Below are 21,912 nucleotides of genomic sequence, written 5' to 3'. Positions count from 1 at the left end.
TGCGGGCGTTCGGCCTGCAGTTCACACGCAGAATCCCTGCGGGTCGAACTCATCGGCTTATCTTCTGCTGCACTTATGGGCCTCTCCGGCAGTTTTGTTGCGATGATGCAGCCATGCGAGCCTAAAAATAGCAAGGACTGGCTGATCAGGATCGCATAATTGTCCGCAACCTCCCAGAATCCTCGAAAAAGCAGGAAAAAGCCATGACCGCGCCGCGCGCCGTCGAAAACCCTATCGGCAACCACAAGCTTTCACCCGGAGACGCTGAATGCTGACTACGGCTTCGATCCGCATCTTTCGGAGGGCGCGGTCAAGCCGCCTTTGTTTCCTTGACCCTCGACCTTCGTGTTTCAATCGGCGAAGAGGACGCGACTTCTTCGACTATACCGCCGGCCGCAAGGAGCCGCCGGAGCGGCACGGCGTCTGGCCTGGTCTATTCGCGCTTCAACCAACCCAACAGCGAATCGTCGATGACCGGCTGGCGATCTACGAGGGGACGGATGCCGGCATCCTGTTTTCGTCCGGCATGTCGGCGATCGCACGACACTGCTCGCCTATGCCGTGCCGGGCGAACGTCCATCCTGCATTCTCAAAGCCGCTTTATGGCGGCACCGAGACGCTATTGACCCCACGCTTTCCGGCTTTGCATTGGTGCTGTCGGCTTCCGCGAGGCGTCGACGAGACGGCGGTGCGCGCAGCGGCCGACGCTGCAGTCGCGAAGGGCCGGGTCTCGTCATCCTGATCGAGACGCCATCAAAAACATACAACAGCCTGTCGACATCGCGCTGAAAGCCAAGATAGCCGACAGATCGGCCCGCCAAGGTGCGACCGCCGATCATCGTCTGCGACAAACACGCTGCTCGTACCGTGTTCCAAGGCCGATCCAACATGGCGCCGATGTTCCGTCTATTCGCTGACCAATAATGTCGGCGGCCATCCACCTGACCACGCGTGCCGCCATGGGCAGCAAGGGGTTCACCAAGCCATCAGGCGCTGCGCCGCGCAATCGGCACGCAGCCGACCCGAACTCCTGCTGGATGCTCGGCCGCATCGCTGGAACCTGTCGATCCGCATGGAGCGGGCAACGACAATGCACGCCTGGTCGCGAATCGCTGCGCGATCATGCCAATGGTCGAGAAAGTGCATTATGCTGCCGTTCCTGGGCGAGGACACGTCAGCCGGACCGCACCTACGAGGGCTGCAGTCGCAGCGGTGCCGCTCGACCTTCTCTCTTCGATATCAGGGGCGGCAGCAGGCGGCTTTCGCCTTCTCAACGGACTGCAGATCTCAAGCTGGCGGTGAGCCTTGGCGGAACGGAGTCGCTTGCCAGCCACCCCGCGGCCATGACCCATTCGGGCATTCCCTTCGACGTGCGCCAACGTATCGGCGTGCTGGAGACCACGGTCAGGCTGTCGATCGGTGTCGAGCACCCGGACGATCTGATCGCCGACCTGACGCAAGCACTGGCCGCCGTCTGAACCGTCGCCGGATCGTCTCGGCAGCGAGGCAGAAGCACGTCCTGGTTGATCAGCCGGCGTTGAGGCGGATAATCGCAGGAGGGCGGCCAACGCCTCTCTCTTCATCGGTCATCACATATACGTGCGCCAAGGATACTTTTGGCCGGCCGACGTTGTGCTTGTGCATCCGTGCGCGGGGGGCCGCAGGGGTGTCACATCCAACGGAGGTTCCAAAATGCGCATGCATTCCCTTTCGCCGATCGTTTCGGCGCTTGCCGTCTCTGCTTCTATCTTCCTTGCCTCGCCAGCCCTAGCCGACATGGAAAAGTTCACCGCGGCGCTCGATGGCGGTCAGCAGAACCCGCCGGTCACCACGAAGGGCAAAGGCACGGCCACTCTCACGTTCGACACGGCCAAGAAGAAGCTTAGCTGGAACGTCAAATATTCCGGCCTCAGCGGGCCGGCGACGGCCGCGCACATTCACGGCCCGGCGGCGATGGTGAAAACGCTGGACCCGTCATCCCGTTCAAAAAGCTGAAAAGCCCGATCAAGGGATCGGAGACGTTGACCGATGCCCAGGCGGCCGACCTTGAGGCCGGCAAATATTATGGTCAACGTCCACACCGCCGCCAACAAGGACGGCGAGATCCGCGGCCAGATCGAAAAAGGCGAAGTGAGGGTAACGTCGCCCCGAGGGCGACTGTGGCTGTATCAACGCGAGATTTGCGGGACAGCGTCCCCCTCTGTCCAAGCGGGATAGAGGGGACGTGTTCGACCTATGCCGTTGGCGTTATGCCTTGTCGCGGATCTGGGTCATCGTCCGGGTCGGCGTGATCGCCTCGGGGTCGAGCCTGATCTCGACGATCGCCGGCTTGCCGCTGGCGCGGGCACGCTCGAAGGCGGGGGCGAAATCCGCCGTCTTCTCGACCGTTTCGCCATGGCCGCCATAGGCGCGGGCCCAAGGCCGCAAAGTCCGGGTTTTTGAGATCAGTGGCCACGACGCGGCCGGGATATTCGCGCTCCTGGTGCATGCGGATGGTGCCGTAGATGCCGTTGTTGACGATGATCACGATGATCGGCAGGTCGTACTGCACGGCGGTGGCGAATTCCTGTCCGTTCATCAGGAAGCAGCCGTCACCGGCAAAGGCAATCACATCGCGGTCCGGATAGAGCGCCTTTGCGGCGACCGCGGCCGGAGTGCCGTAGCCCATCGAGCCCGAGGTGGGCGCGGCCTGCGTGCCGAAGCGGCGGGAGCGGTAGAAGCGATGCACCCAGGTGGCGTAGTTGCCGGCGCCGTTGGTCAGGATGGCGTCGTCCGGCAGCGCCTTTTCCAGATAGTCCATGATCGGCCCCATCTGGACGGCGCCGGGGCCGGTCTGGGGTGGCGTAGACCATTCGAGATAGGCCGCATGCAGCTTCGCCGTTTCGTCCGCCCAGGCATGGGCGCCGGCCGGCTTGCGTTTCGCGAATGCCGTGACGAAAGCGGATGGCGAGGCGTTGATCGCCAGCGTCGGGCGATAGACGCGGCCGAGCTCGCCGGCATCGGCATGGACATGCACCAGAGCCTGGTCGGGATATGGGCTTTTCAGCAGCGTGTAGTCGGAAGACGGCATTTCCCCCATGCGGCCGCCGATCAGAAGCACGACATCGGCCTGCTTGATCCCGGCCGCCAGCTTCGGGTTGATGCCGATGCCGACATCGCCGGCATAATTGGGATGAAGATGGTCGAACAACATCTGGCGGCGGAAAGAGCAGCCGACGGGGAGCGACCACGCTTCGGCGATCGTGCGCATCCGCGCCACGGCTTCCTCGTCCCAGCGCGTCCCGCCAAGGATGACGAACGGGCGCTTCGCGCCGGCGAGCAGCATTTCCAGCGCATCGAGCTCAGCTTCGCCGGGATGCGTCTCCACCGGCGTATACGGAAGGGCTTCCGGCGCCTCGACCTCGCTGGTCAGCATGTCCTCGGGCAGTGAGATGACCACGGGGCCGGGCCTGCCTGACGTTGCCACCGCGAAGGCGCGGGTGACGAATTCCGGGATGCGCGAGGCATCGTCGATCTCGACCACCCATTTGGCGATATCGCCGAAGAACCTGACGTAATCGACCTCCTGAAAGGCCTCGCGCTCCTTGGCGTGGCTGGCGACCTGGCCGATGAACAGGATGACGGGAACCGAATCCTGCATGGCGATGTGGATGCCGGCAGAGGCGTTGGTGGCGCCGGGGCCGCGGGTGACGAAGCAGATGCCGGGCTTGCCGGTCAGCCGTCCCTGGCAGTCGGCCATCATCGCGGCACCGCCTTCCTGGCGGCAGACGATGGTGCGGATGGGCGAGTCATGCAGCGCGTCGAGCACAGCGAGGTAGGATTCGCCGGGCACGCAATAGATGCGGTCGGTGCCGTTGGCTTCGAGCGCGTCGACGATCAGTTGTCCGCCGGTCTTCATTGTCCAGACTTCTCCAGTTCGGCAAGGATTTCTTGCGTGTGCTCACCCAGGCGCGGCGAGGGGCGCTCATAGACAAGCGGCGTGCCAGACATGACCATCGGTGCGCGCACCGACGGCAGAAGATTGCCATGGCCGTCGTCGAGGTCGAGCCGCATGCCGCGCGAGATGGTCTGCGGATCGCGAACATCTGGCCGATCGTGTTGATCGGGCCTCGCCGGCACGCCGGCCACTTCCAGCTTTGGCCAGCAGCGGGTCGCGGTCAAAAGCCTTCAGCGCCTCGATCACGTGTTCGCGCAGCCTGGCCCGGTTGGCGACCCGCGCGGGGTTGGTGGCGAAATCGGGATTTGCAGGCAAATCGTCCAGCCCGACGGCGGCACAGAACTTGGCGAACTGGCCGTCATTGCCGACGGCCAGGATGATGTGGCCGTCCCTGACCGGCACCACCTCATAAGGGGCGATGTTCATATGCGCATTGCCCATCTGTACCGGTGACTTGCCGGAAACGAGATAGTTCAGGTTCTGGTTGCCGAGCGCCGAGATCTGGGTGTCGAAGAGCGCCATGTCGATGTGCTGGCCTTGGCCGGTCTGTTCGGCATGGCGAAGCGCCGCCTGGATGGCGATGACCGAATAGAGGCCGGTGAAGATGTCGGAGATGGCGACGCCGGCCTTTTGCGGCTCGCGGCCGACCTCACCGGTGATCGACATCATGCCGGCCATGGCCTGGATGATGAAGTCGTAGCCGGCGCGTGGCGCGTAGGGCCCATCCTGGCCGAAGCCGGTGATCGAGCAATAGACGAGGCGGGGGTTGATCTTGCGCAGGCTGTCGAAGTCGAGGCCGTATTTCTTCAGGCCGCCGAGCTTGAAATTCTCGATCAGCACATCCGACGTCGCGACCAGCCGGCGCACGGTCTCGGCGCCCTCCGGCGTCGAGAAGTCGATGGCGATGGAGCGCTTGCCGCGATTGCAGGAATGATAGTAGGCGGCCGACAGGTTCTCGCCGTCCTTGCCCATGACGAAGGGCGGGCCCCATTTGCGGGTGTCGTCGCCGCCATCGGGGCTTTCCGACCTTGATGACATCGGCGCCCAGATCGGCAAGCAATTGCCCTGGCCCAAGGTCCCGCAAGGATGCGGGCGAGTTCGACGACGCGGGACGCCTTTCAGCGGGGGCTCAGTCATAAATCACCGTGTTGATCGCAAGCAGAGCCTCTATCAAGCCCGGCGATGGCTGTCACGGCCCTTGCAATGGGCCAACGTGCCGGCCGGGTTATGATTTCAGCACACCGTCGGCCCAGGCAGGCGAAATCGTCCATGATGATGTCGCGGTTCACCTCGTTCAGGCTTTCGTGGCGGGTGTCGGCGTAAACCTTTGAAACGAGATTCGAAAAGCCCCATCTTGCGCATGCGATTGGCAAGGTGGGTGATCCCTTTGCCGTAATCCGATGCGGGGTCCTTTTCGCCACCAACAATGCCGACGGGGAGGTCGCGCCTGATGCCGGCAAAGCCGGCATCCTTGCCGCCGGTGAGCGCCATGCCGACGACGTCGCGCCACATCGACACCGAGGCATCCCAGCCGCACAGCGGATCGGCGATGTATTTCGCCACTTCCGCCTCGTCGCGCGACAGCCAGTCGAACAGTGTGCGGTGGTTGGGCACCGCCTTGCCCCAGGCCTGGAAGGTGAGTTTCGGCAGCAGGCGCGATGGGACATCCGAGCCCAGCCGCATCCTCTCCCAGCCGAGAATGCCCAAGGCCAGCTGGCCGAGCAGGCCTTGAGAGAAATCGCCGTTCCAGATCGCGGCCGCATGAACGCGCGGCGAGTGGCGCAAAAGGAAGTTCAGCGCCACGGACGCACCCATCGAATGGCCGAAAAGGATGACCGGCAGGTCCGCCTTTTCGCTGGCGATGAGATCATGAATGGCGTCGACATCGGCGATCACCTTGGCGGGGCCGTCCTTGTCGGCGAACCTGCCGAGCGGCGCGTCGGGCGCCTTGGTCGCGCCATGGCCGCGATGATCGTGGACATAGACATGGAAGCCACGCGGGGAGAGAAAATCGGCGAACCGGGCATAGCGCGCGGCGTGCTCGGCCAGTCCATGGTTGATCTGGACGACGGCACGCGGCCGGCCATCGGCCTGCCTGACGAAGAGATTGAGATCGGCACCCGTCGGCGAGCGAACCACGCGCTGCTGGCTGAAAGACATGCGGCTCGGTCTCCAGGTTCTGACCGCCATCGTGGCGCCGGCTTTGTTTGCGCCGGCGCCGGTTGTGCGTCAATCCGCCCTGCCTGCTTTTCCGCGACGATGTTTCTTGCGTTTGGCCAGCAAAATATCGCAATTCTGACATGGAGACAGCTTCAGTCTGTCGCCCACTTCTCAGCCGGGGATTTCTTATGCGCATTGGTGTCGTTTTCGGATTGGCCATGCTGGCGGCGTCGCTGGCCAGTGCGGCGCATGCCGACGTCAAGATGAGCGGTACGTTTGTTGCCGATGCGGCCTGTCCGGCGACGCAAGCCATCAAGAACGGCAAGAACCCCGGCAATGTCTCGACCGATGCCGGACAGAGCTACCAGCTGCTTGCCGGCAACAAGGATGCGCCGACGCATTATCTGATCCTGGTGCCGGGCGCCGACCCGGAGCGCCGCTGGGTTAAGGTCAGTTGTGGCCATGTCTCCGGCAGCAGCGCCGCGACGGTGCCGGCAGCACCTGGCGGGCAAGGCAAGCCGGCGGCGTCGGGCAAGCCCGAATATGTTTTCGCGCTGAGCTGGCAGCCGGCCTTTTGCGAGACCAAGTCGAGCAAGACCGAATGCAAGGCGCAGAGCGCTGGCGATTTCGACGCGACGCATTTCACCTTGCACGGGCTGTGGCCGCAGCCGAACGGCAATTTCTATTGCCAGGCGACGGCAGCCGAAAAGGCCAACGACAATCCGGCCCACTGGAAGGACCTGCCGCCGGTCAATTTGGATACCAACACCCGCACGGAACTCGATCAGGTGATGCCGGGGACCGCTTCCCATCTCGAGCAGCATGAGTGGATCAAGCACGGCACCTGCTACGGCAAGAGCCAGCAGGACTATTTTTCCGACGCGCTCAATTTGATGCGCGCGGTGAACAGTTCGCCGGTGCGCGATCTCTTTGCCAAGAACATTGGCGGGAAGCTGACGGCGGACCAGATCCGCGGCGCCTTCGACAGCGCCTTCGGCACTGGGGCCGGGGATCGTGTCCGCGTCTCCTGCGTCATCGATCCGTCAAGCGGCAGGCGGCTGATCGGCGAACTGACGCTTGGCCTTGCCGGCCCGATCGGCCCCGACAGCTCGCTCAAGGACCTGTTGCTGGCTTCGGTGCCGACCAACAAGGCCGGCTGCCCGACGGGAACCGTCGACGCGATCGGATTCCAGTAAGCACCTGCCGAACGGAGACGCCCGACTGTCGCTTTGCCGCGTCGTGGTGCTGTCTTGCATCGCGCATCATTCGGGCGGGGGTCGCAATGGATGGCATGACGAGCGGCGCGCTGGCGCGGCTGGCTTTCTGGGCCAGGGGAATGGTCGCCATCAGTGACGGCCGCATGGAATGGCCGGGCTTTTCCTATGCCGACGCCGAGTGGGCGCGGATGCGGACACTCTCCGAGCCGATCGGTGCCGGCACCTACCAGCTGTTCACCATCGTCAATGCGGTGATCTTCATCATTCTTGCGGCGCTCGGCATTTTCGGCGTTTTCCTGCCGTTGGCGACAGTGCTGTTTCCCGTGCCGGCGGAAACCAGCGCGCTGAAGTTTTCGCTGCTGCTGGCCGCTGCGCCTTCCTCATCATCGGGCTTGGCCTGCCGGTCTCGATGCGCCTTTCGGCTGTGCTGGTGGCCAGCTAGGCGGTGCGTGCGGCGCTGGTTTCCGCACCCGGCGACGGGGCAGCCGGGCCGGTCATCACCGCACTGAAATGGCTGGCGATCGCGCTGATGGCGGTCCTCCACGGTGGCCGGCATTCGGCGGCAGAAAAAGTCGCCGTAAGCGCATAGCTCAAGCACGATCTTATCCGAAAACCGATTCCACTTTTTCGTGCTTTAGCTTTGAGCGGATTTGGTCCACGCAATGGCTGTGTCGGCCTCGTGGCCGCCCGGCTCGCCGACGACGCGGTCGCGCCCGGTCGACTTGGCCTTGTATAGGCGCTGGTCGGCAAGCGCGAACAGGTCGGCAAGGCAGCGCGTCGTTTCGCTGACGCTGGAAACGCCGGCGCTAACGGTCAGGTCGAAGCGGCTGGTGGTGGCGGAGGCCTTGACGGCGTAGCGGATGCTTTCGCCAAACAGCCTGGCGACCGAGTGCGGACGCGAACTGAGGATGGCGATTCCTCGCCGCCGATCCGGAACACCTGGTCTTCGGCGCTTGCCGCTTCGCCGAGCAGGGTTGCAACGGCTTTCAGCACCTTGTCGCCTTCGGCATGGCCGAAACGGTCGTTGATCGATTTGAAATGGTCGACATCGATGATCAGCAGGCTAAGCGGCCTGGCCGTGCGCAGGCTGACCTGAACGGCTGCTTCACCGTCGCTGTCGAAGCGCCCCCTGTGCAGCAGGCCGGTCAGTCCATCACGGCCGACATGTTCGACCAGGCGCTTCATAGCGCTCGCGATAGGTCAGCGTGTCGCAGATGTCGGTCAGGCCGCGCGGCGCGCGCGATCTGCGCTCCTCGAACCATCTGAGATAGCCACGAGCATGGTGCTGACGGTCAGCGCGGCGGCCCATCTTGGCGAACCAGCCGCCGAAAAAGACCAGCATCGGCGCGCCGGCGACAAAATGCAGCGTCGGTGAGACCCGGCCTGGTCGAGGTGAGCACAGCAGTGCAGGCGACCGAAATCAAGGATGCGCACGAACTGTGCCTTGCGCAGGTAACGCCCGAGCTTTTCAGAGAGCAGGATGATCAGATGGCGTCGATGACGAGCAGCGTCGTGCCCCACACCATCAGCCAGCCCATCTCGTCGATGAAGCCGATGTCGGGGTCGGGCAGCCTGCCGTCGGGAGCAGCGCGATGGGTCGTGTCAGGCGAAGAGCACGCATCCAGCCCGATCATCAGCGCATGCGAGCAGCAGGCCATATGATCGGCTGACGACGGTGCGGCGGCCTCCTTCATATAGAAGCTAGCATACAGCACAAAAGCCCGAAATCACCAGCTTGCCCGAAAACCGCACCGCCGAGCCCGGTGAGACCATGCCGAACGGCAGAGTGCGCCGTAGAAGACGCGTGGCGAGGTAGTCTCGAGGAAGTGCATGACGCCGAGCGCGCAGACGAAGACGCCGAGGCCAATGCGTTCTGAAGCGGAAAAGCGTCACCATGACGCTGAAGTAGACGACCGCTTCGGCAAGGAGCAGGAACTGTTCAGCAACGCCGTCGATCCGATCTTTCTGCTGAAATCGCAAAACAGCGATTCCACGCCGATCCTGTTTTGACGCGAGGGTTAACCGAGCTTTCAGCGCGCCGGTGACCGTGGAACTTCAGCGATTGGCGGACACTTCCGCGTTGACCGGCTCTATGCGGCAAAAGCGATTGCCGTTCGCCGCCCATCGCCTACATAGCGGCCAACCTCCATTCAATTTGACAAATCCAGTCAGTTTTCTCTGGGCCAGTCAGTTTTTTCAGGGAAAGCCGCGGTGGCACGCCAGTTCATCTATCACATGGCCGGCCCAACAGGCCTATGGCACCAAGAAGGTGCTCGAGAACATCCATCTGTCCTTCTATCCGGATGCCAAGATCGGCATTCTCGGCCCCAACCAACGGCGCCGGCAAATCGACGATCCTCAAGATCATGGCCGGGCTCGACAAGGAGTGGAACGGCGAAGCGTGGCTCGCCGAGGCGCCACCGTCGGCTACCTGGCGCAGGAGCCGGCGCTCGATCCGAAGAAGACCGTGTTCGAGAACATCATGGAGGGCGTCGCCGCCAAGACCGCCATCATCGAACGCTACAACGAACTGATGATGAACTATTCCGACGAGACGGCCGACGATCGGCCAAGCTCCAGGACGAGATGGACCGGCTGAACCTGTGGGACCTTGAACAGCAGGTCGAGATGGCGATGGAAGCGCTGGGCTGCCCGCCCCAAGGAGGCCGACGTCACCAAGCTGTCGGGCGGCGAGCGCCGCCGCGTCGCGCTCTGCCAGCTCTTGCTGCGCCAGCCTGACCTTTTGCTGCTCGACGAACCGACCAACCACTCGACGCCGAGACCACGGCGTGGCTGAAAACATCTGCGCGCCTATCCGGGCGCCGTGATGATCATCACCCACGATCGCTACTTCCTCGACAATGTCACCGGCTGGATCCTTGAGCTCGACCGCGGCCGCGGCATTCCCTATGAGGGCAACTACACCAAGTACCTGGAAGCCAAGGCCAGCGGCTCAAGCAGGAAGGCCGCGAGGACGAACGCCCGCCAGCGCGCCATCGCCGCGAGCGCGAATGGATCCAGTCGAGCCCCAAGCCCGCCAGACCAAGTCCAGGCGCGTATCCAGGCTTCCAGGATCTTCTGGATGCGGCCGACAAGCCGGCCTACCGATACCCAGATCGTCATCCCGCATGGCGAGCGGCTCGGCAATGTGGTGATCGAGGTCGACGGCCTGTCGAAGGGCTTTGGCGACACGCTGCTGATCGATGGCCTGGAATTCAAACTGCCGCCCGGCGGCATCTCGCGCGTCATCGGCCCGAACGGCGCCGGCAAGACGACACTGTTCCGCATGATCACCGGCCAGGAAAGCCGGATGCCGGCACGGTCCGCATCGGCGAACGGTCAAGCTCGGCTATGTCGACCAGAGCCGCGATGCGCTCGATCCGTCAAAGACGGTCTGGGAAGAGATTTCCGGCGGCGCCGAATGGTCAAGCTCGGCAAGTTCGAGGCCAACACGCGCGCCTATTGCGCGTCGTTCACTTCCGTGGCGGCGACCAGCAGCAGAAGGTCGGCAACCTGTCCGGCGGCCAGCGCAACCGCGTGCACCTGGCAAAGATGCTGAAGACCGGCGGCAACGTGCTGCTGCTCGACGAACCGACCAACGATCTTGATACGGAAACGCTGGCGCGCTTGAGGACGCGCTGAAACTTCGGCGGCTGCGCGGTCATCATCTCGCACGATCGCATGTTCCTCGATCGCCTGGCGACGCACATTCTCGCCTTCGAGGGCGACAGCCATGTCGAATGGTTCGAGGGCAATTTCGAGGATTACGAACAGGAACAGATCCGACGGCTCGGGCCGGATGCGGTCAATCCGCACCGCATGACCTACAAGAGGCTGACGCGGTAAGGGGTTTTTCGGGCGGCGAATTCTCAAACGACATGAGGAGCTCAACTGGCCGATTGGTCCGCCGCCCAATATCTGAAGTTCGAGGACGAGCGCACGCGACCCGCGCGTGATCTCGTAGCACAAGTGCCGGTGGACTTCCCCGCGCGGGCGTCGACATCGGCTGCGGGCGGGCAACTCGACCGAGCTGCTTGTCGAGCGCTGGCCGAATGCGCGAGTGAGCGGTTTCGACACGTCGCCCGACATGATCGAGAAGGCGAGGGCGCGGCTGCCTGACATCACCTTTGACCTGGCGACGCCTCCAAATGGCAACCGGCCGAGCCGGTCGACGTGATCTTCGCCAATGCGGTGTTCCAGTGGCTGCCGGAGCATCCGGCGGTCTTCCAGCGGCTGATGGGTTTTCTCGCTCCAGGCGGCGCGCCGCTCGCCATCCAGATGCCCGACAATATGGGCGAGGACTCTCACCGCCTGATGCGGGAAACCGCCGCCGAGATGCCATTTGCCGACAGGCTCAAGGACGCGGCGCGCGCGCCGTTGCCGCCCGTGTCGTTCTATTATGACCTCCTGTCGCCGCTCAGCGATCGGCTGGACATCTGGCACACCGTCTACAACCACCCGCTTGCCGACGCGAGGCGATCGTCGAATGGGTGAAGGCGACCGGCTGAAAACCGTTCCTCGAACCGCTCGAGGCGGACGAGCGCGAAATGTTCCTCGGCAGCTACACGGCCAAGATCGCCAAGGTCTATCCCAGGACGCGAACGGGCAGGTACTTTTGCGCTTTCCGCGCATTTTCATCGTCGCCAAGCGGGCCTGATTATCCACGTTGCATAGCGCCGATTGTGGCCGCTTGACCCGGTTTCACCGCCGTGCGCATGTCATCACGTTGGGATCGCGGTGGCCCGCGTGGCAGGGGGTTGGATGATGACACTGAAAACGGTGCTCTTCGGCGGCGTGTGCGCGGCGGCACTTCTGGCATTCTCGATCGCGGCGGAGGCCAAGCGAGCGCGCTGCTTCACCAGCGATGACGGTTATTTCCGTGCAGCTATCGCGCGATCGATGATGCGGGCAGCTTCCGCATCTCAGCGCCGGGCTACCCGACCTATGTGCTCGAGATCGACGGGCCGGGCTTGCCATGGCTATTCAATCTCGGCCGCCGCAACATACCGTTGCCGGGCAGTTCGTGCGCAGCCGCATGATGGCGCCTGCTGGAACAAATCCGCAGACCAACACCCAAGCTCTGCGCCTGGTGAACCGGGCTTAAGTTGCGTAAACCGCCTCAGTGAGGAAAAGTGTTGCGCCGGAGCGTTCCGGCGCCCACATGAAGCCGCAACGCCTGCGGATGGGACGGACTGGACATGCATCGCGTCATCATCAGGCGCATCGGCGTTGAAATCCCGAACCCACGATCACCAATGAAGAACTGGTCCCAGCTTCAATGCCTGGGTCGACATGGAGAATGCGCGCCGCCAGGGCAGCGACGAGCCGCCACTGGCGAAATCGGACAGCGACTTCATCGTCCACGCCTCGGGCGTGCGCACCCGCCATGTGATCGAGCGCGAAGGCATTCTCGACCCGACCCGGATGGCGCCGCGCATTCCGGTACGGCCCGACGACGCGCTGTCGCTCGAGGCCGAGTTCGGCATCGCCTCGGCGAGGAAAGCGCTCGACCATGCCGGGCTGAAGCCGTCCGATGTCGACCTGGTGATCTGCTCGGCCTCGCATCACCAGCGGCCCTATCCGGCGATCGCCATCGAAATGCAGGAGGCGTGGGCACCAAGGGCGCCGGCTTCGACATGGGACTTGGCTGCTCTTCCGCGGCGGCCGCCCCTTCACATGGCGGTTAATTTGGTGCGCTCGGGCGCGCACAAGCGCATTCTGGTGACGACGCCAGAAATCATCACGGGCATCTCAATTTCCGCGATCGGCAGACCCATTTCATCTTCGGCGATGCCTCCGGTGTCGATGTTGGTGGAGGGGCTGGCGCAGGGCGACAACGGCCGGGGCGTTTCGAGGTGCTGGACACACGCATCTTGACGCAAATGTCGAACAACATCCGCCAATCTGGGCTACCACACCCGCACCGCCCGGATGATCCTACATGATCAATCTGGAAGGCAATCTGATCAAGCAGGTCGGCAACAAGGTGTTCAAGGAAGTCACCTCGCCGGGCAGAAGTTCATCGTCGAATTCCTGGCCGAGCACGGGCTGACGCCGCAGGCGGTCAGGCGCTTCTGGCTGCGTATATCAGGCCAATGCGCGCATGACGCATGATCCTGATAACTGCAGTTCTGCGCCACGAGTGTCGACCACGACCGCGCGCGATGGTGCTGGAACGGCTGGGCACACGGCGGGCGCGCGGCGCCATCGCGTTGCGCTGTCGAGACGAACACTGCCCGACATGAAGCCGACGCGCGATTTCGGCTTGATCTGCGCGTTTGGCGCGGGATCATTCTATCGGTGGCGCGCTTCGCTGAGTAATGCCTCTAGACAGGGCATTCGATATCAGCCGGCCACGAACGGCGGCTGTCCTGCTGCTTCCGTGCAGTCAACATGCCTCGATTCCGGCCCGGTCTTCCGGCTCGCGCCCGTCATCCTGCTCCTCCTCAGCCTGACCTGACTCTCGACACCCCCCGTGTCGGAGAGTGTCTCAGTTTGAATCCATGCGATCTCGCTTCAACAAAGGAGGTTTTCCAAATGACTGATGCCCGATGCAATTGCGGCGCTCTCACGCTTGCGCTTCCTGGACCGTCAAAACTGGTCGTCGCCTGTCATTGTCTCGACTGCCAACGCAGAACCGGCGCGCCGTTCAGCGTCGCGCCTTTTACCGGTCGACACTGTTGCCATCTCTGAAACTGCGAAAGAGTTCACCCGCGATGCGGCAGCGGTGGCAAGGTCCACACCTACTTTTGTCCAAACTGCGGATCGACGGTCTATTGGAAGGCGACAATCTGCCGGCGCTGATCGGCGTTGCAGTGCCCTGACCTTCGAACCGCGCATGAAGCACCTTTCCGCGCATGGCTTCGGTTCGCACCGGCATGTGGTTGTCGCCCCACAGGCGCAGCAGGATTGTTGCCCGGCCCAAGACCGCAACTTTTCGTAGAAGGCCAGTGCCCGGCTCGCAATTGGTGGTGGAAGAACAGCGAAGGGGAGAGCCGCATGGTCCACTCCTGTCATCGCAGCCGCCAAGTCATGGCGCTGCGGCTATTGCGGCAGCGACAAGCGCCTCGCCTGAATATTGCCTGCTGCCGATGCCCCAGCCCCGTCAGGCGGCATTGACGATGTTGATCCAGGTGTTTTCAGGCCGGTGGCCGGCACGCAGAGCTCGCCGACAATCCCGGCGGCCGCGTGATGAAGGCATGGCGGGCTTCGATTGAAGCCAGGCGACGTTGGCAGCTTCAGCTCGACCATGACGACCGGGCGATTGGCGCCACCGGCATAGATGCGGTGCAGCGGCAGGACGTGGACCGTGCCGCCGACGATCGCGGTGGAAGACGCATTGCCGGTGGCGCCAGAGGCTTCGATGAGGGCGCGCTGAGACGCGGCAGGATCTCGCGTTCTCCGGCTTCGGTCAGCACACGCCTTCGGGCGCGGTCACCGGTGATGGGCATTTGGCTCTCCTTTTCGCTGGTTTCCATGGTGTTCCGGCGGATATGTCTTCCGGCTTGCCAGTTTTCGTATCAATTGTTACGTTACGGAGAGAAGGCGAGTCAACAGGTTTCGTATCGATCACTATGGATAATTTGGAAAAGCCTCGGGGTGCCGCCGCGCGCATTCGAATCCCGACGGGCACTGGATGCCGCGAGATTCGTCACCTGGGAGCATGGCTATGAGGCGACGTCGTGGCCATGCTGCGCGAGGCGATGGGCTGACGCCGCCGCAGATCTAAATGCCTTCACCGACAAGGAGACTTTGTTCCGCAGGGCGCTGACGCGCTACCACCAGACGAGAATCGGTTTTGCGCTGCAGGCGCTGGGCGCGCCCGGTGCCGACGGGGAGGCGGTGCGGCGCTTGCTGCCTCGGAGCGGCGGAGGCTTACTCCAGGCCCGGCAAGCCGGGTGGCTGCCTGTTCGTCAGCGGTGCGCTCGCGGCTTCGCCGCAGGCGCAAGCCATCGCCGATGAACTCAAGGGTATCGCACAGGCAAGTGAAGCGGCGATCGCCGAGCGGCTGGCCAAGGGCCGGGCAGTGGGCGACCTGCCGGAAGGTCTTCAATCGAGGGCTCGCCAAAAATATCTGGCGGGTGGTATGAACGGCATGTCGATCCAGCGCGCGAGACGGAGCCTCGGCAGAAGAGTTGCGCACAATTTGCCCAAAACCGCTCTTGCGGCTTGCGGTCGAAGGGCAAAACCAAGGCGTCTGATTGAAGGAAGCACGCTATGCTGGATCTCTTCCCGGAAGCGGAAAAGCCGATCGAAATCGTGCCCGGCGCGCAAGCTTGCCGCCAAGGTGGCAGCGCTTTACCTCGCGCCATCGATCATTTCGAGACGCGCCCGGCGATGCGTTGCGGCTGGGCTCCGATGGAATATCACAGGCGATTTCCCATGCCGGCGCGACCGCGCCCCGTCGGGGCAGGGCGCGAGCCTGGTACCCCCGCGGCACCGAAATCCGCAACGAGCGGCAATTGTCGATCGCGGCAGCGGATGAAACTGGCTGTCGTCGCCGAACGCATGGGCCTGGTCGCGATCAAGCCGGAATGGATCGGCGCAAACCTTTTGATCGAAGGTGTGCCGCATTTGTCGATGCCTGCCGGCCGGCACGCTCCTGTTCTTCAAGGACGGCGTGACCATCAAGGTCGATGCACAGAACGGGCCTTGCCGCATCGCCGGGCCGCTCGATCGCCGAACATGCAGGATGGCCGACGTCGAGGCCGGCGCGTACTGTTCCCGAAAGACGGCTAAGCGGCTGCGAGGCATTGTCGCCTGGGTCGAGAAGGCGGGAATGATCACAAGGACGGCCGAGAGGAGATATCTGTGCGGGTGCCCGAGCAGCCTGGATTTATCAGAGTAGCTAAATGCTCGCCCTCGCACACAGGCAGGGGCTACACGCCCCCGCGAGGGCCGGCGCAGGCCACAAAAGCGCTGGCCGGCCTTAACCCTTGCGGTTCTTTTTTCGCGCCCTGCGCCATGATGGAAACGTCGTCCACTTTTCCCAGGTGGCGATGCGGTTGGCGAATTTCCTGTTTGATCATCGGCAGGCCGCCAGTCGCCGAAGAACACCCTGAGCGGCGGCTCGCGGCACGACGATGGCCAGCATCGCCGGCGGGTTGCCTCGGGATCGCCGGCGACCGAAATTGGCGCGCGCTCGGCCATCTTGGGCGGCGGGCGCATAGGCCTCGATCGCCTTGGAAACCTTGGCCGACGGGCCGGCCCAGTCGGTGGAGAAGCCGCCGGGCTCGACCAGCGTCACATGGATGCCGAATTCCGCGACCTCGATGCCGAGCGACTGAGGCTGAAGGCTTCCAGCGCCCACTTTCGAGGCATGGTAGAGACCGAGCGAGGCAAAGGCATTGACGCCGCCGATCGACGAGATCTGGATGATGTGCCGGAGCGCTGCGCCCGCATGATCGGCAGCGCGGCCTTGGGTGACCCAAAGCGCGCCGAACACATTGGTTTCGATCTGGTCGCGGCTTCCTGTTCGCTGACTTCCTCGGATGGCGCCGAAATGGCCATAGCCGGCATTGTGATGACGACGTCAGTCGGCCAAAAGCGCTTGTGCGCCTCGGCGACAGCCGGCATCGACGGCCTTCTTATCGGTGACGTCGAGCTTGATGGCGGCAATCTGTCACCGTACTTCTCGACGAGATCGGCGAGTGTGCCGGTAATCGCGCGGGCAGTCGCCGGCAACGCTGTCGCCACGGGCGAGTGCGGCCCGGGCCCAAGACGCGGCCAAAGCCCTTCGACGATCCGGTGATGAACCAAACCTTGCTTGTCATGATGTGGAGTCCTTGCCCTGCGGCGTGATTTCGGAGTGAAAGCGGAGGCTTCTCCGCTTTCGGGCAAACGGTCGATCCCGGGCTTTTCCAGAGGCGGGGGAAATCTTTTGAACAGACGCCGCCCGTAGAACAAGAAATTGGTCGATCAGGGATAAATCACGGGCTCGACCATGCCGGGTCGTCGTGCTTCTCCCAGTAGAGTTGCCATCAGCCGGCTGGTGACCGGTCCAACCTTGCCGTCGGCGATCCGGGCGCCCGTCGATCTCCGTCACCGGCATGATGCCGCCGGCGGTCGAGGTGATGAAGACCTCGTCTGCCTCGCGCAGCGGGGCGACACTGACATCGGCGGCGGTGGCGGCGAGACCTTGTTCAGCGCAGAGATCGAAGACGGTGCGCCGGTGATGCCGGCAGCACGCCAATGGCCGGCGTCGACAGTTTGCCAGCCTTGACGCAGAAGACGTTGAAACCCGGACCTTCCGCGACATTGCCGTTGAAATCGAGAATCAGCGCGGTTTCCGCGCCGCGGCCATAGGCATCGTAGAGGCCGCGCACCAATCGAGCCAGTGGTAGTTCTTGATTCGCTGGGTCGATCGAGGCGGCGGATGCGCACCTTGTCGCTGATGGCGACACGCAGGCCGCCCGCCGCAACTGCTCGGCATTGGCGACCGAACCGAACGGCACGGCGAACGCCATGAAGCGGTTGACCGCCTGGCTCGGGTCGCGGCTGAAGGTCGGCGAGGGCTCCGCGCGTGCACCGCATTCGACATAGGCGGCACGATGCCGGACAGCGCACGCAATTGTGCAGGATTTCGCTTACCGCCTCGCGGTGAAGGGTTTGTCATGCGCAGCTTTTCCCCAGCGAAGAAAGCGGTCGAGATGCAGGTCGAGGCGAAGAAAGCGACCGTCCAGACATGCACGGGTCGTAAGTGGCGTCGGAAGGCAGACAAACCAGTCCAGCACCGAGATCTTGGCTTGCGACATCGGCAGGTACTGGCCAGATAACCGAGGCAGCGACGCGTGGAAGGATGCGTGGTCGACGTGGCGGCCGAAACGATGGCAGAGTTTCTGTTGCAGATCGTTGTGCTGCTCATCTCGCCTCTCCGTCAGGTCGTTTCCGCCGGGCGCCATCGCCGCGGCCTATCCATCGCACGCGATGCCGGCGACATCCGCTGCCGTTCCCGTTCCCTCCTCGAGGGAGCGACCCGATCGCGCACACGCCTGTAGGACCTCGTCGGCGCTCGCAGGCCCAATTGTGTGTCCGCACCCCGCGGATCTCCGCGGCGCAAGCGAAACTGCCGTACCGCCGGCTGCCATGCGCCGATGCCGCACCGCCATCATCGCGCGTACGCCTCCTGCGGCATAAAGCCGGCCCACAAGCCGACGGAATGACCACGCAACCCGGACGTTGATAGGCAACACACAGCATACCGCCCGCTGAAGCGTATCCACGGCGCGCCGAGTGCCGTGTCAGCCGTAGACGGGACGGTTCTCTGCCGCGTGGCGTTCTATCACCGCGCGGCTGGCTCGGAGCAGCGCGTCCACCATCGGGCGAGACTCGACCAATGCATGACGCGGCGGCAATGTCAGGCAATGTCCTGCGTCTTGAGCGGCGCTGCGGTCAGTCGGATGAATGTCGATGTCATATGGTCCCTCATTTCGCCCGCAACGGAATTTCCCTCGATGTAGCGAGGAACCCGCTGCTGCGGATCGACATGCGGTGAGATGAAAACTGGCACAGTGGTAGGGTATCGGGCCGCGGAGGGAGCCTAGTACCAAGGCGCTGCGTCATCGGCCTCGTGATCGGTGGCGTTGCATTAGAATTGCTTATGATGCGGACAAACGCGGAGGGTACATGGCAGCGGACAGTGTTTTGGGCCGGTCATGTTCACGGCTTTTCATGTGCTAGTCCAGTGCGAGCGCTGCCTTCGCTCAGTGCGCGCGCGCAGGCGAGGAATTAGTGCCAGGGCGGCCAGACCTATCGCTGCGATGAGACAACGCTAGTGAGTTGACACCGATCTTCCAGAAGTGTCCCTATGCGCGGTGATACGTGCCGGCGCAGACGACGCTGTACCGCGCACCTGTGTGTCGGCAGTCGTCACAGAGTCTCGCGGTGACGCCACGGCTGCCGACTGGTCTGGATCGCACCATGACGATCAGCGGATGACGGCGCGTCGATTCGATAATGCGTCACCTTGGCTGCGGCGGATCGCTGTCGCAGACGTCGCAGGATGAGACGTCGTGCGGCAATTCCACGACGAGCATCAGCCCTCTGGTCAGGACAAGTGATGCATCGACGGCGGTGACATCACGTCAGGTTTTTTCAATGGGAAATCCTGTCCTAGGACGTGGGTCGGCAAGGTTAATCTCGATGGCCAGCCCTACATGCGGTCGCCGGCTAGAACACGGCATAAACCGACTGATCGCCTCATTCCTCCCCGTCGTCGCGCGAAGCAGCGTGTCGCGCGCCAGCGAGTGAGCACATATGATGTTGGTACTGTCTCGATGACGAGGAACCAGCGCCGAGTCGCGGTCATAGCCTTCGGCAAGCAGTTTTTCGGAGTCCGGTGGTACGTGGCGGATGTGGGCACACTAGGTCGCAGCCGCACGGCAATCGTCGGCGCAGGGTCTTCATGTGAACGGAGCCGCATACAGCGCGAGTCCTCTCCATGTCGGCATAGGGTGCCAGCGGACAGACGTGTCGTCAGCGCCTGTGCGATGGCGCGACGGCGTCCAGTCGCCGCCTCTCATCGCCGAACCCCATTAGGGCCCGTCACGTCCTTCGATGATCGCCTCGCGAGAAGCATCGGTCGTAGGCGAAATAGGGCTTGCGATGCACGAGAGACCGGCGTGCCGTCGAGCACACATCGATGGCGTCGAGGATCGAGCGCGCCCCGTGCCGATGTCGAGCCCGCGCGACGAGCCTGGCCACATGCAAGCCTACCGGTTCGGCCGGGCAGGGAGCGCAGGCGAATACGCTTTCGCTTCAGCCGCATGGGCGACCCCAGGTTTCTGCGCAATCAGAGTCCGCGGACGCATGTGCAGGCCACGACGGATGATGACTGTGCTGGCGCTTCGCGCCCGGCCCTGCAGCCGCGCCCCGCCACACTGCTGATAGGGCACGTCGACGGTCAGCACCCGCCGCGCTGGCCGCCTCGCGCGCGGCGCGCATGGTCTTCGGGCAGGTCTCCCGCGTACGTCCATGGCCGAGGGTGATGCGGCGCGATGAAGACGACCCCACCATCGCTGCGGCATCGTTGCCGGATCATGGTCCAGCCTCTGCGCGCCTTCGCGCACGTTCGAACATCTCACGCGGGCCGATCATTGGCCTGGCTCTCCGAACGCCACGCAAGCGGCATTTTCTTGTCACGGAAGCGACATATGCGCGTTGCAAGCGTTCCGAAATTCGACATAAACACTGTTTATATCTTTTCAAAGAGAATACGCTGATGCATGTCTCGCTCGACCCCATGGTGGACACATTGAAGCGGGCGGCGAATCCAGCCGGCTGCGCATATGGCACTGTTGTCCGCGACGGCGACCTCACGTTTCCGATACTTACCGAATTCCTCGGCAGTCGCAGGCGCGCGTTTCGCGGCACCTGAAAGGCGCTGCCCTTCGGAGGCCTGGCTGATCGTGCCGCTACCAGAAGGTCGTGGGCTTGCTTCCGGCCTGTCAGGATGCGATATCCGCGCGCGACTCGTCATGGGCTGGTTTCGGCATCGCGACGCCGATCCGCAGTTAGAGCGCGATCTTGAAGCCGCTTGGCTTCAGTCAGCGCCAGCGGCAAGATCGGGCGGCCGAGTATTTTTCCGTGAAGGCGGCAAGCTGGGCTCATACATACCCGTTCGCTGCAGGTGCCGGACCGCGCGCGTCGAGGCGCAGATGCACTGAACTGGTCGGCAAGCGGCCATTCAGTCGATGCTCGATCTGGGCACCGGACACCGGGCGGCTGCGCGAGATATTCTCTCCGCTCTACCGTAGCGCGTGTCGGCATCGACATGTCGCGCGAGATGCTGCCCGTGCGCGCGCCATCTCGACAAGGTCGGCGCTTTGCACGAATGCGCAGTGGCGGCGCACGCGATCGATATCTTCGCACCCTAGTTTGGTTCTATCACCGCCGTCGAGCGCGATGCCTTCGAGTGCATCTCGTCACGGCATCCACCAGGTGCTGCATTATCTCGACGATCCTGCCCGCGCCATCCACGAGGCGGCGCGGCTTTTGCGCCGGCCGGACGGCTGGTCATCGTCGACTTCGCGCCTGTGCATGCGCTGAAACAGAGTTCTGCGCAGACGAGCACGCGCATATGCGGCTCGGCTTTCACGACCGGCAGATCGCGACTGCGTTCGCTGAAGCCGCCTCGGCCTCGCTGCGACAATGCCAGGAGTTCGAGACCCGCGGCGCGGGAAAAAAAAAAAAAAAAAAAAAAAAAAAAAAAAAAAAAAAAAAAAAAAAAAAAAAAAAAAAAAAAAAACAAAAAAAAAAAAAAAGAAAAAAAAAAAAAAAAAAAAAGAAAAAAAAAAAAAACAAAAAAAAAAAAAAAAAAAAAAAAAAAAAGAAAAAAAAAAAAAAAAAAAAAAAAAAAAAAAAAAAAAAAAAAAAAAAAAAACAACGACGGGCTAACCGTAAAGCTCTGCTCGGCGTTTTCCGACCGGCGCCCTGCTGATCGCCGATCCTTCCACGACACAAGCAGAGAAGGAAGTGCCTGATGAACCAGTCCGCTTTTCCCGCGCGCCCGACATCGGTGACAAGGCAGGTTCCTTGCGAATTCTTCCCGCCGAGACGACGCGATGGAGGCGAAGCTGTGGAGACGTCACCAGGCTGAGC

Annotated in this window: 20 protein-coding genes and 10 pseudogenes; 14 read left to right on the top strand and 16 right to left on the bottom strand. The window is 62.9% G+C overall.

The features are described 5' to 3' along the window. Positions 1–245, bottom strand: a 245-nt coding sequence (locus tag ACFSQT_RS37700; RefSeq protein WP_379027088.1) for a hypothetical protein, incomplete at its 3' end; no start/stop codon positions are given. Between ACFSQT_RS37700 and ACFSQT_RS37695 the strand changes: the two are divergent. Beyond that, positions 204–1,478: pseudogene (locus ACFSQT_RS37695) on the top strand (cystathionine gamma-synthase family protein). The gene ACFSQT_RS37700 and the pseudogene ACFSQT_RS37695 sit on opposite strands and share 42 nt — an antisense overlap. A 214-nt stretch (positions 1,479–1,692) precedes the next feature. Then, positions 1,693–2,217, top strand: a pseudogene (locus ACFSQT_RS37690) (CHRD domain-containing protein). A gap of 30 nt (positions 2,218–2,247) precedes the next feature. Here ACFSQT_RS37690 and ACFSQT_RS37685 read toward each other — a convergent pair. The 4 genes and pseudogenes from ACFSQT_RS37685 to ACFSQT_RS37670 all read right to left on the bottom strand — a co-directional run bounded on the left by ACFSQT_RS37685 (position 2,248) and on the right by ACFSQT_RS37670 (position 6,097). After that, positions 2,248–3,898, bottom strand: a pseudogene (locus ACFSQT_RS37685) (thiamine pyrophosphate-binding protein). Next, positions 3,895–4,119: a CoA transferase gene (locus tag ACFSQT_RS37680; protein ID WP_379027077.1), complete on the bottom strand. Its 225-nt coding sequence runs from the start codon at positions 4,117–4,119 to the stop codon at positions 3,895–3,897. The pseudogene ACFSQT_RS37685 and the gene ACFSQT_RS37680 overlap by 4 nt, the downstream one beginning before the upstream one ends. A gap of 91 nt (positions 4,120–4,210) precedes the next feature. Continuing rightward, positions 4,211–4,909, bottom strand: a pseudogene (locus ACFSQT_RS37675) (CaiB/BaiF CoA transferase family protein); the annotation flags it as partial. 253 nt (positions 4,910–5,162) lie between these two features. Beyond that, a pseudogene (locus ACFSQT_RS37670) lies at positions 5,163–6,097 on the bottom strand (alpha/beta fold hydrolase). A 188-nt stretch (positions 6,098–6,285) separates the two neighbouring features. Between ACFSQT_RS37670 and ACFSQT_RS37665 the strand changes: the two are divergent. After that, positions 6,286–7,293, top strand: coding sequence for a ribonuclease T2 family protein (locus ACFSQT_RS37665; protein WP_379027039.1), 1,008 nt, complete (start codon positions 6,286–6,288; stop codon positions 7,291–7,293). A gap of 86 nt (positions 7,294–7,379) precedes the next feature. Then, positions 7,380–7,823: a hypothetical protein gene (locus ACFSQT_RS37660; protein ID WP_379027040.1), complete on the top strand. Its 444-nt coding sequence runs from the start codon at positions 7,380–7,382 to the stop codon at positions 7,821–7,823. A 125-nt stretch (positions 7,824–7,948) separates the two neighbouring features. Here the strand turns inward: ACFSQT_RS37660 and ACFSQT_RS37655 are convergent, their stop codons facing one another. From ACFSQT_RS37655 to ACFSQT_RS37635, 5 genes are all read right to left on the bottom strand, one after another. After that, positions 7,949–8,176: a diguanylate cyclase domain-containing protein gene (locus ACFSQT_RS37655; protein ID WP_379027086.1), complete on the bottom strand. Its 228-nt coding sequence runs from the start codon at positions 8,174–8,176 to the stop codon at positions 7,949–7,951. Then, positions 8,128–8,499 carry a GGDEF domain-containing protein gene (locus tag ACFSQT_RS37650; RefSeq protein WP_379027076.1) on the bottom strand — a complete coding sequence of 124 codons (372 nt, stop codon included), beginning with the start codon at positions 8,497–8,499 and terminating at the stop codon, positions 8,128–8,130. The genes ACFSQT_RS37655 and ACFSQT_RS37650 overlap by 49 nt, the downstream gene beginning before the upstream one ends. Next, positions 8,468–8,656 (bottom strand): hypothetical protein, encoded by a 189-nt coding sequence (locus tag ACFSQT_RS37645; protein ID WP_379027075.1) that lies wholly within the window; start codon positions 8,654–8,656, stop codon positions 8,468–8,470. The genes ACFSQT_RS37650 and ACFSQT_RS37645 overlap by 32 nt, the downstream gene beginning before the upstream one ends. A 142-nt stretch (positions 8,657–8,798) precedes the next feature. Next, complete coding sequence (locus ACFSQT_RS37640; RefSeq protein WP_379027074.1) at positions 8,799–9,008, bottom strand: hypothetical protein; 210 nt, start codon at positions 9,006–9,008, stop codon at positions 8,799–8,801. Between the two features lie 33 nt (positions 9,009–9,041). Further along, the gene (locus ACFSQT_RS37635) at positions 9,042–9,182 is read right to left on the bottom strand and encodes a hypothetical protein (RefSeq protein ID WP_379027085.1); all 141 of its coding nucleotides are present in this window, start codon (positions 9,180–9,182) and stop codon (positions 9,042–9,044) included. Between ACFSQT_RS37635 and ACFSQT_RS37630 the strand changes: the two genes are divergently transcribed. From ACFSQT_RS37630 to ACFSQT_RS37590, 8 genes and pseudogenes are all read left to right on the top strand, one after another. Continuing rightward, on the top strand, positions 9,181–9,324 hold the full coding sequence (locus tag ACFSQT_RS37630; RefSeq protein WP_379027073.1) for a hypothetical protein: 144 nt from the start codon (positions 9,181–9,183) through the stop codon (positions 9,322–9,324). The genes ACFSQT_RS37635 and ACFSQT_RS37630 overlap by 2 nt on opposite strands. A gap of 201 nt (positions 9,325–9,525) precedes the next feature. Then, positions 9,526–10,351, top strand: a pseudogene (locus ACFSQT_RS39870) (ATP-binding cassette domain-containing protein); the annotation flags it as partial. 45 nt (positions 10,352–10,396) lie between these two features. Beyond that, positions 10,397–10,854 (top strand): annotated as a pseudogene (locus ACFSQT_RS39865) (ATP-binding cassette domain-containing protein); the annotation flags it as partial. Between the two features lie 141 nt (positions 10,855–10,995). Beyond that, on the top strand, positions 10,996–11,160 hold the full coding sequence (locus ACFSQT_RS37610; RefSeq protein ID WP_379027070.1) for a hypothetical protein: 165 nt from the start codon (positions 10,996–10,998) through the stop codon (positions 11,158–11,160). A gap of 45 nt (positions 11,161–11,205) precedes the next feature. After that, a pseudogene (gene tam, locus ACFSQT_RS37605) lies at positions 11,206–11,971 on the top strand (trans-aconitate 2-methyltransferase). 635 nt (positions 11,972–12,606) lie between these two features. Continuing rightward, entirely contained in the window at positions 12,607–13,191 is a 585-nt protein-coding gene (locus ACFSQT_RS37600; protein ID WP_379027069.1) for a hypothetical protein, read from the top strand. A gap of 660 nt (positions 13,192–13,851) precedes the next feature. After that, positions 13,852–14,132: pseudogene (locus tag ACFSQT_RS37595) on the top strand (GFA family protein); the annotation flags it as partial. A 370-nt stretch (positions 14,133–14,502) separates the two neighbouring features. Then, entirely contained in the window at positions 14,503–15,276 is a 774-nt protein-coding gene (locus ACFSQT_RS37590) for a hypothetical protein (protein WP_379027068.1), read from the top strand. Between the two features lie 917 nt (positions 15,277–16,193). Here ACFSQT_RS37590 and ACFSQT_RS37585 read toward each other — a convergent pair. The 6 genes and pseudogenes from ACFSQT_RS37585 to ACFSQT_RS37560 form a co-directional block, all read right to left on the bottom strand. Continuing rightward, entirely contained in the window at positions 16,194–16,343 is a 150-nt protein-coding gene (locus ACFSQT_RS37585; RefSeq protein ID WP_379027067.1) for a hypothetical protein, read from the bottom strand. After that, positions 16,340–16,807 (bottom strand): SDR family NAD(P)-dependent oxidoreductase, encoded by a 468-nt coding sequence (locus ACFSQT_RS37580; RefSeq protein ID WP_379027084.1) that lies wholly within the window; start codon positions 16,805–16,807, stop codon positions 16,340–16,342. Before ACFSQT_RS37580 ends, ACFSQT_RS37585 begins: the two co-directional genes overlap by 4 nt. A 276-nt stretch (positions 16,808–17,083) precedes the next feature. Next, positions 17,084–17,572, bottom strand: coding sequence for an aminotransferase class IV (locus ACFSQT_RS37575; protein WP_379027066.1), 489 nt, complete (start codon positions 17,570–17,572; stop codon positions 17,084–17,086). Continuing rightward, positions 17,457–17,780, bottom strand: a complete 324-nt coding sequence (locus ACFSQT_RS37570) for an aminotransferase class IV (RefSeq protein WP_379027087.1) — start codon at positions 17,778–17,780, stop codon at positions 17,457–17,459. Before ACFSQT_RS37570 ends, ACFSQT_RS37575 begins: the two co-directional genes overlap by 116 nt. Positions 17,781–17,900: 120 nt before the next feature. Further along, positions 17,901–18,215, bottom strand: coding sequence for a hypothetical protein (locus ACFSQT_RS37565; protein ID WP_379027065.1), 315 nt, complete (start codon positions 18,213–18,215; stop codon positions 17,901–17,903). 1,250 nt (positions 18,216–19,465) lie between these two features. Next, positions 19,466–19,804 (bottom strand): annotated as a pseudogene (locus ACFSQT_RS37560) (DUF2293 domain-containing protein). A gap of 495 nt (positions 19,805–20,299) precedes the next feature. On the opposite strand from ACFSQT_RS37560, the gene ACFSQT_RS37555 reads away from it, so the two are divergent. Both ACFSQT_RS37555 and ACFSQT_RS37550 read left to right on the top strand, forming a co-directional pair. Next, positions 20,300–20,689: a hypothetical protein gene (locus tag ACFSQT_RS37555; RefSeq protein WP_379027064.1), complete on the top strand. Its 390-nt coding sequence runs from the start codon at positions 20,300–20,302 to the stop codon at positions 20,687–20,689. Between the two features lie 252 nt (positions 20,690–20,941). After that, the gene (locus tag ACFSQT_RS37550; RefSeq protein WP_379027063.1) at positions 20,942–21,751 is read left to right on the top strand and encodes a hypothetical protein; all 810 of its coding nucleotides are present in this window, start codon (positions 20,942–20,944) and stop codon (positions 21,749–21,751) included. Positions 21,752–21,912: the final 161 nt, after the last annotated feature.

Origin of the sequence: Mesorhizobium calcicola, from assembly GCF_042682105.1 — a bacterium.
Lineage (GTDB): Bacteria > Pseudomonadota > Alphaproteobacteria > Rhizobiales > Rhizobiaceae > Mesorhizobium > Mesorhizobium calcicola.
This window is presented reverse-complemented; position numbering and strand designations above follow the sequence as displayed.

Excerpts from the sequence above, each read along its gene's own strand:
- ACFSQT_RS37665 (WP_379027039.1), top strand. The coding sequence starts at position 6,286 with ATGCGCATTGGTGTCGTTTTCGGATTGGCCATGCTGGCGGCGTCGCTG.
- ACFSQT_RS37660 (WP_379027040.1), top strand. The coding sequence starts at position 7,380 with ATGGATGGCATGACGAGCGGCGCGCTGGCGCGGCTGGCTTTCTGGGCC.
- ACFSQT_RS37650 (WP_379027076.1), bottom strand. The coding sequence starts at position 8,499 with ATGAAGCGCCTGGTCGAACATGTCGGCCGTGATGGACTGACCGGCCTG.
- ACFSQT_RS37645 (WP_379027075.1), bottom strand. The coding sequence starts at position 8,656 with ATGCTGGTCTTTTTCGGCGGCTGGTTCGCCAAGATGGGCCGCCGCGCT.
- ACFSQT_RS37640 (WP_379027074.1), bottom strand. The coding sequence starts at position 9,008 with ATGAAGGAGGCCGCCGCACCGTCGTCAGCCGATCATATGGCCTGCTGC.
- ACFSQT_RS37630 (WP_379027073.1), top strand. The coding sequence starts at position 9,181 with ATGCGTTCTGAAGCGGAAAAGCGTCACCATGACGCTGAAGTAGACGAC.
- ACFSQT_RS37610 (WP_379027070.1), top strand. The coding sequence starts at position 10,996 with ATGTTCCTCGATCGCCTGGCGACGCACATTCTCGCCTTCGAGGGCGAC.
- ACFSQT_RS37600 (WP_379027069.1), top strand. The coding sequence starts at position 12,607 with ATGGAGAATGCGCGCCGCCAGGGCAGCGACGAGCCGCCACTGGCGAAA.
- ACFSQT_RS37585 (WP_379027067.1), bottom strand. The coding sequence starts at position 16,343 with ATGATCAAACAGGAAATTCGCCAACCGCATCGCCACCTGGGAAAAGTG.
- ACFSQT_RS37575 (WP_379027066.1), bottom strand. The coding sequence starts at position 17,572 with ATGTCGCGGAAGGTCCGGGTTTCAACGTCTTCTGCGTCAAGGCTGGCA.
- ACFSQT_RS37570 (WP_379027087.1), bottom strand. The coding sequence starts at position 17,780 with ATGGCGTTCGCCGTGCCGTTCGGTTCGGTCGCCAATGCCGAGCAGTTG.
- ACFSQT_RS37565 (WP_379027065.1), bottom strand. The coding sequence starts at position 18,215 with ATGGCGCCCGGCGGAAACGACCTGACGGAGAGGCGAGATGAGCAGCAC.
- ACFSQT_RS37555 (WP_379027064.1), top strand. The coding sequence starts at position 20,300 with ATGCGGCGCGATGAAGACGACCCCACCATCGCTGCGGCATCGTTGCCG.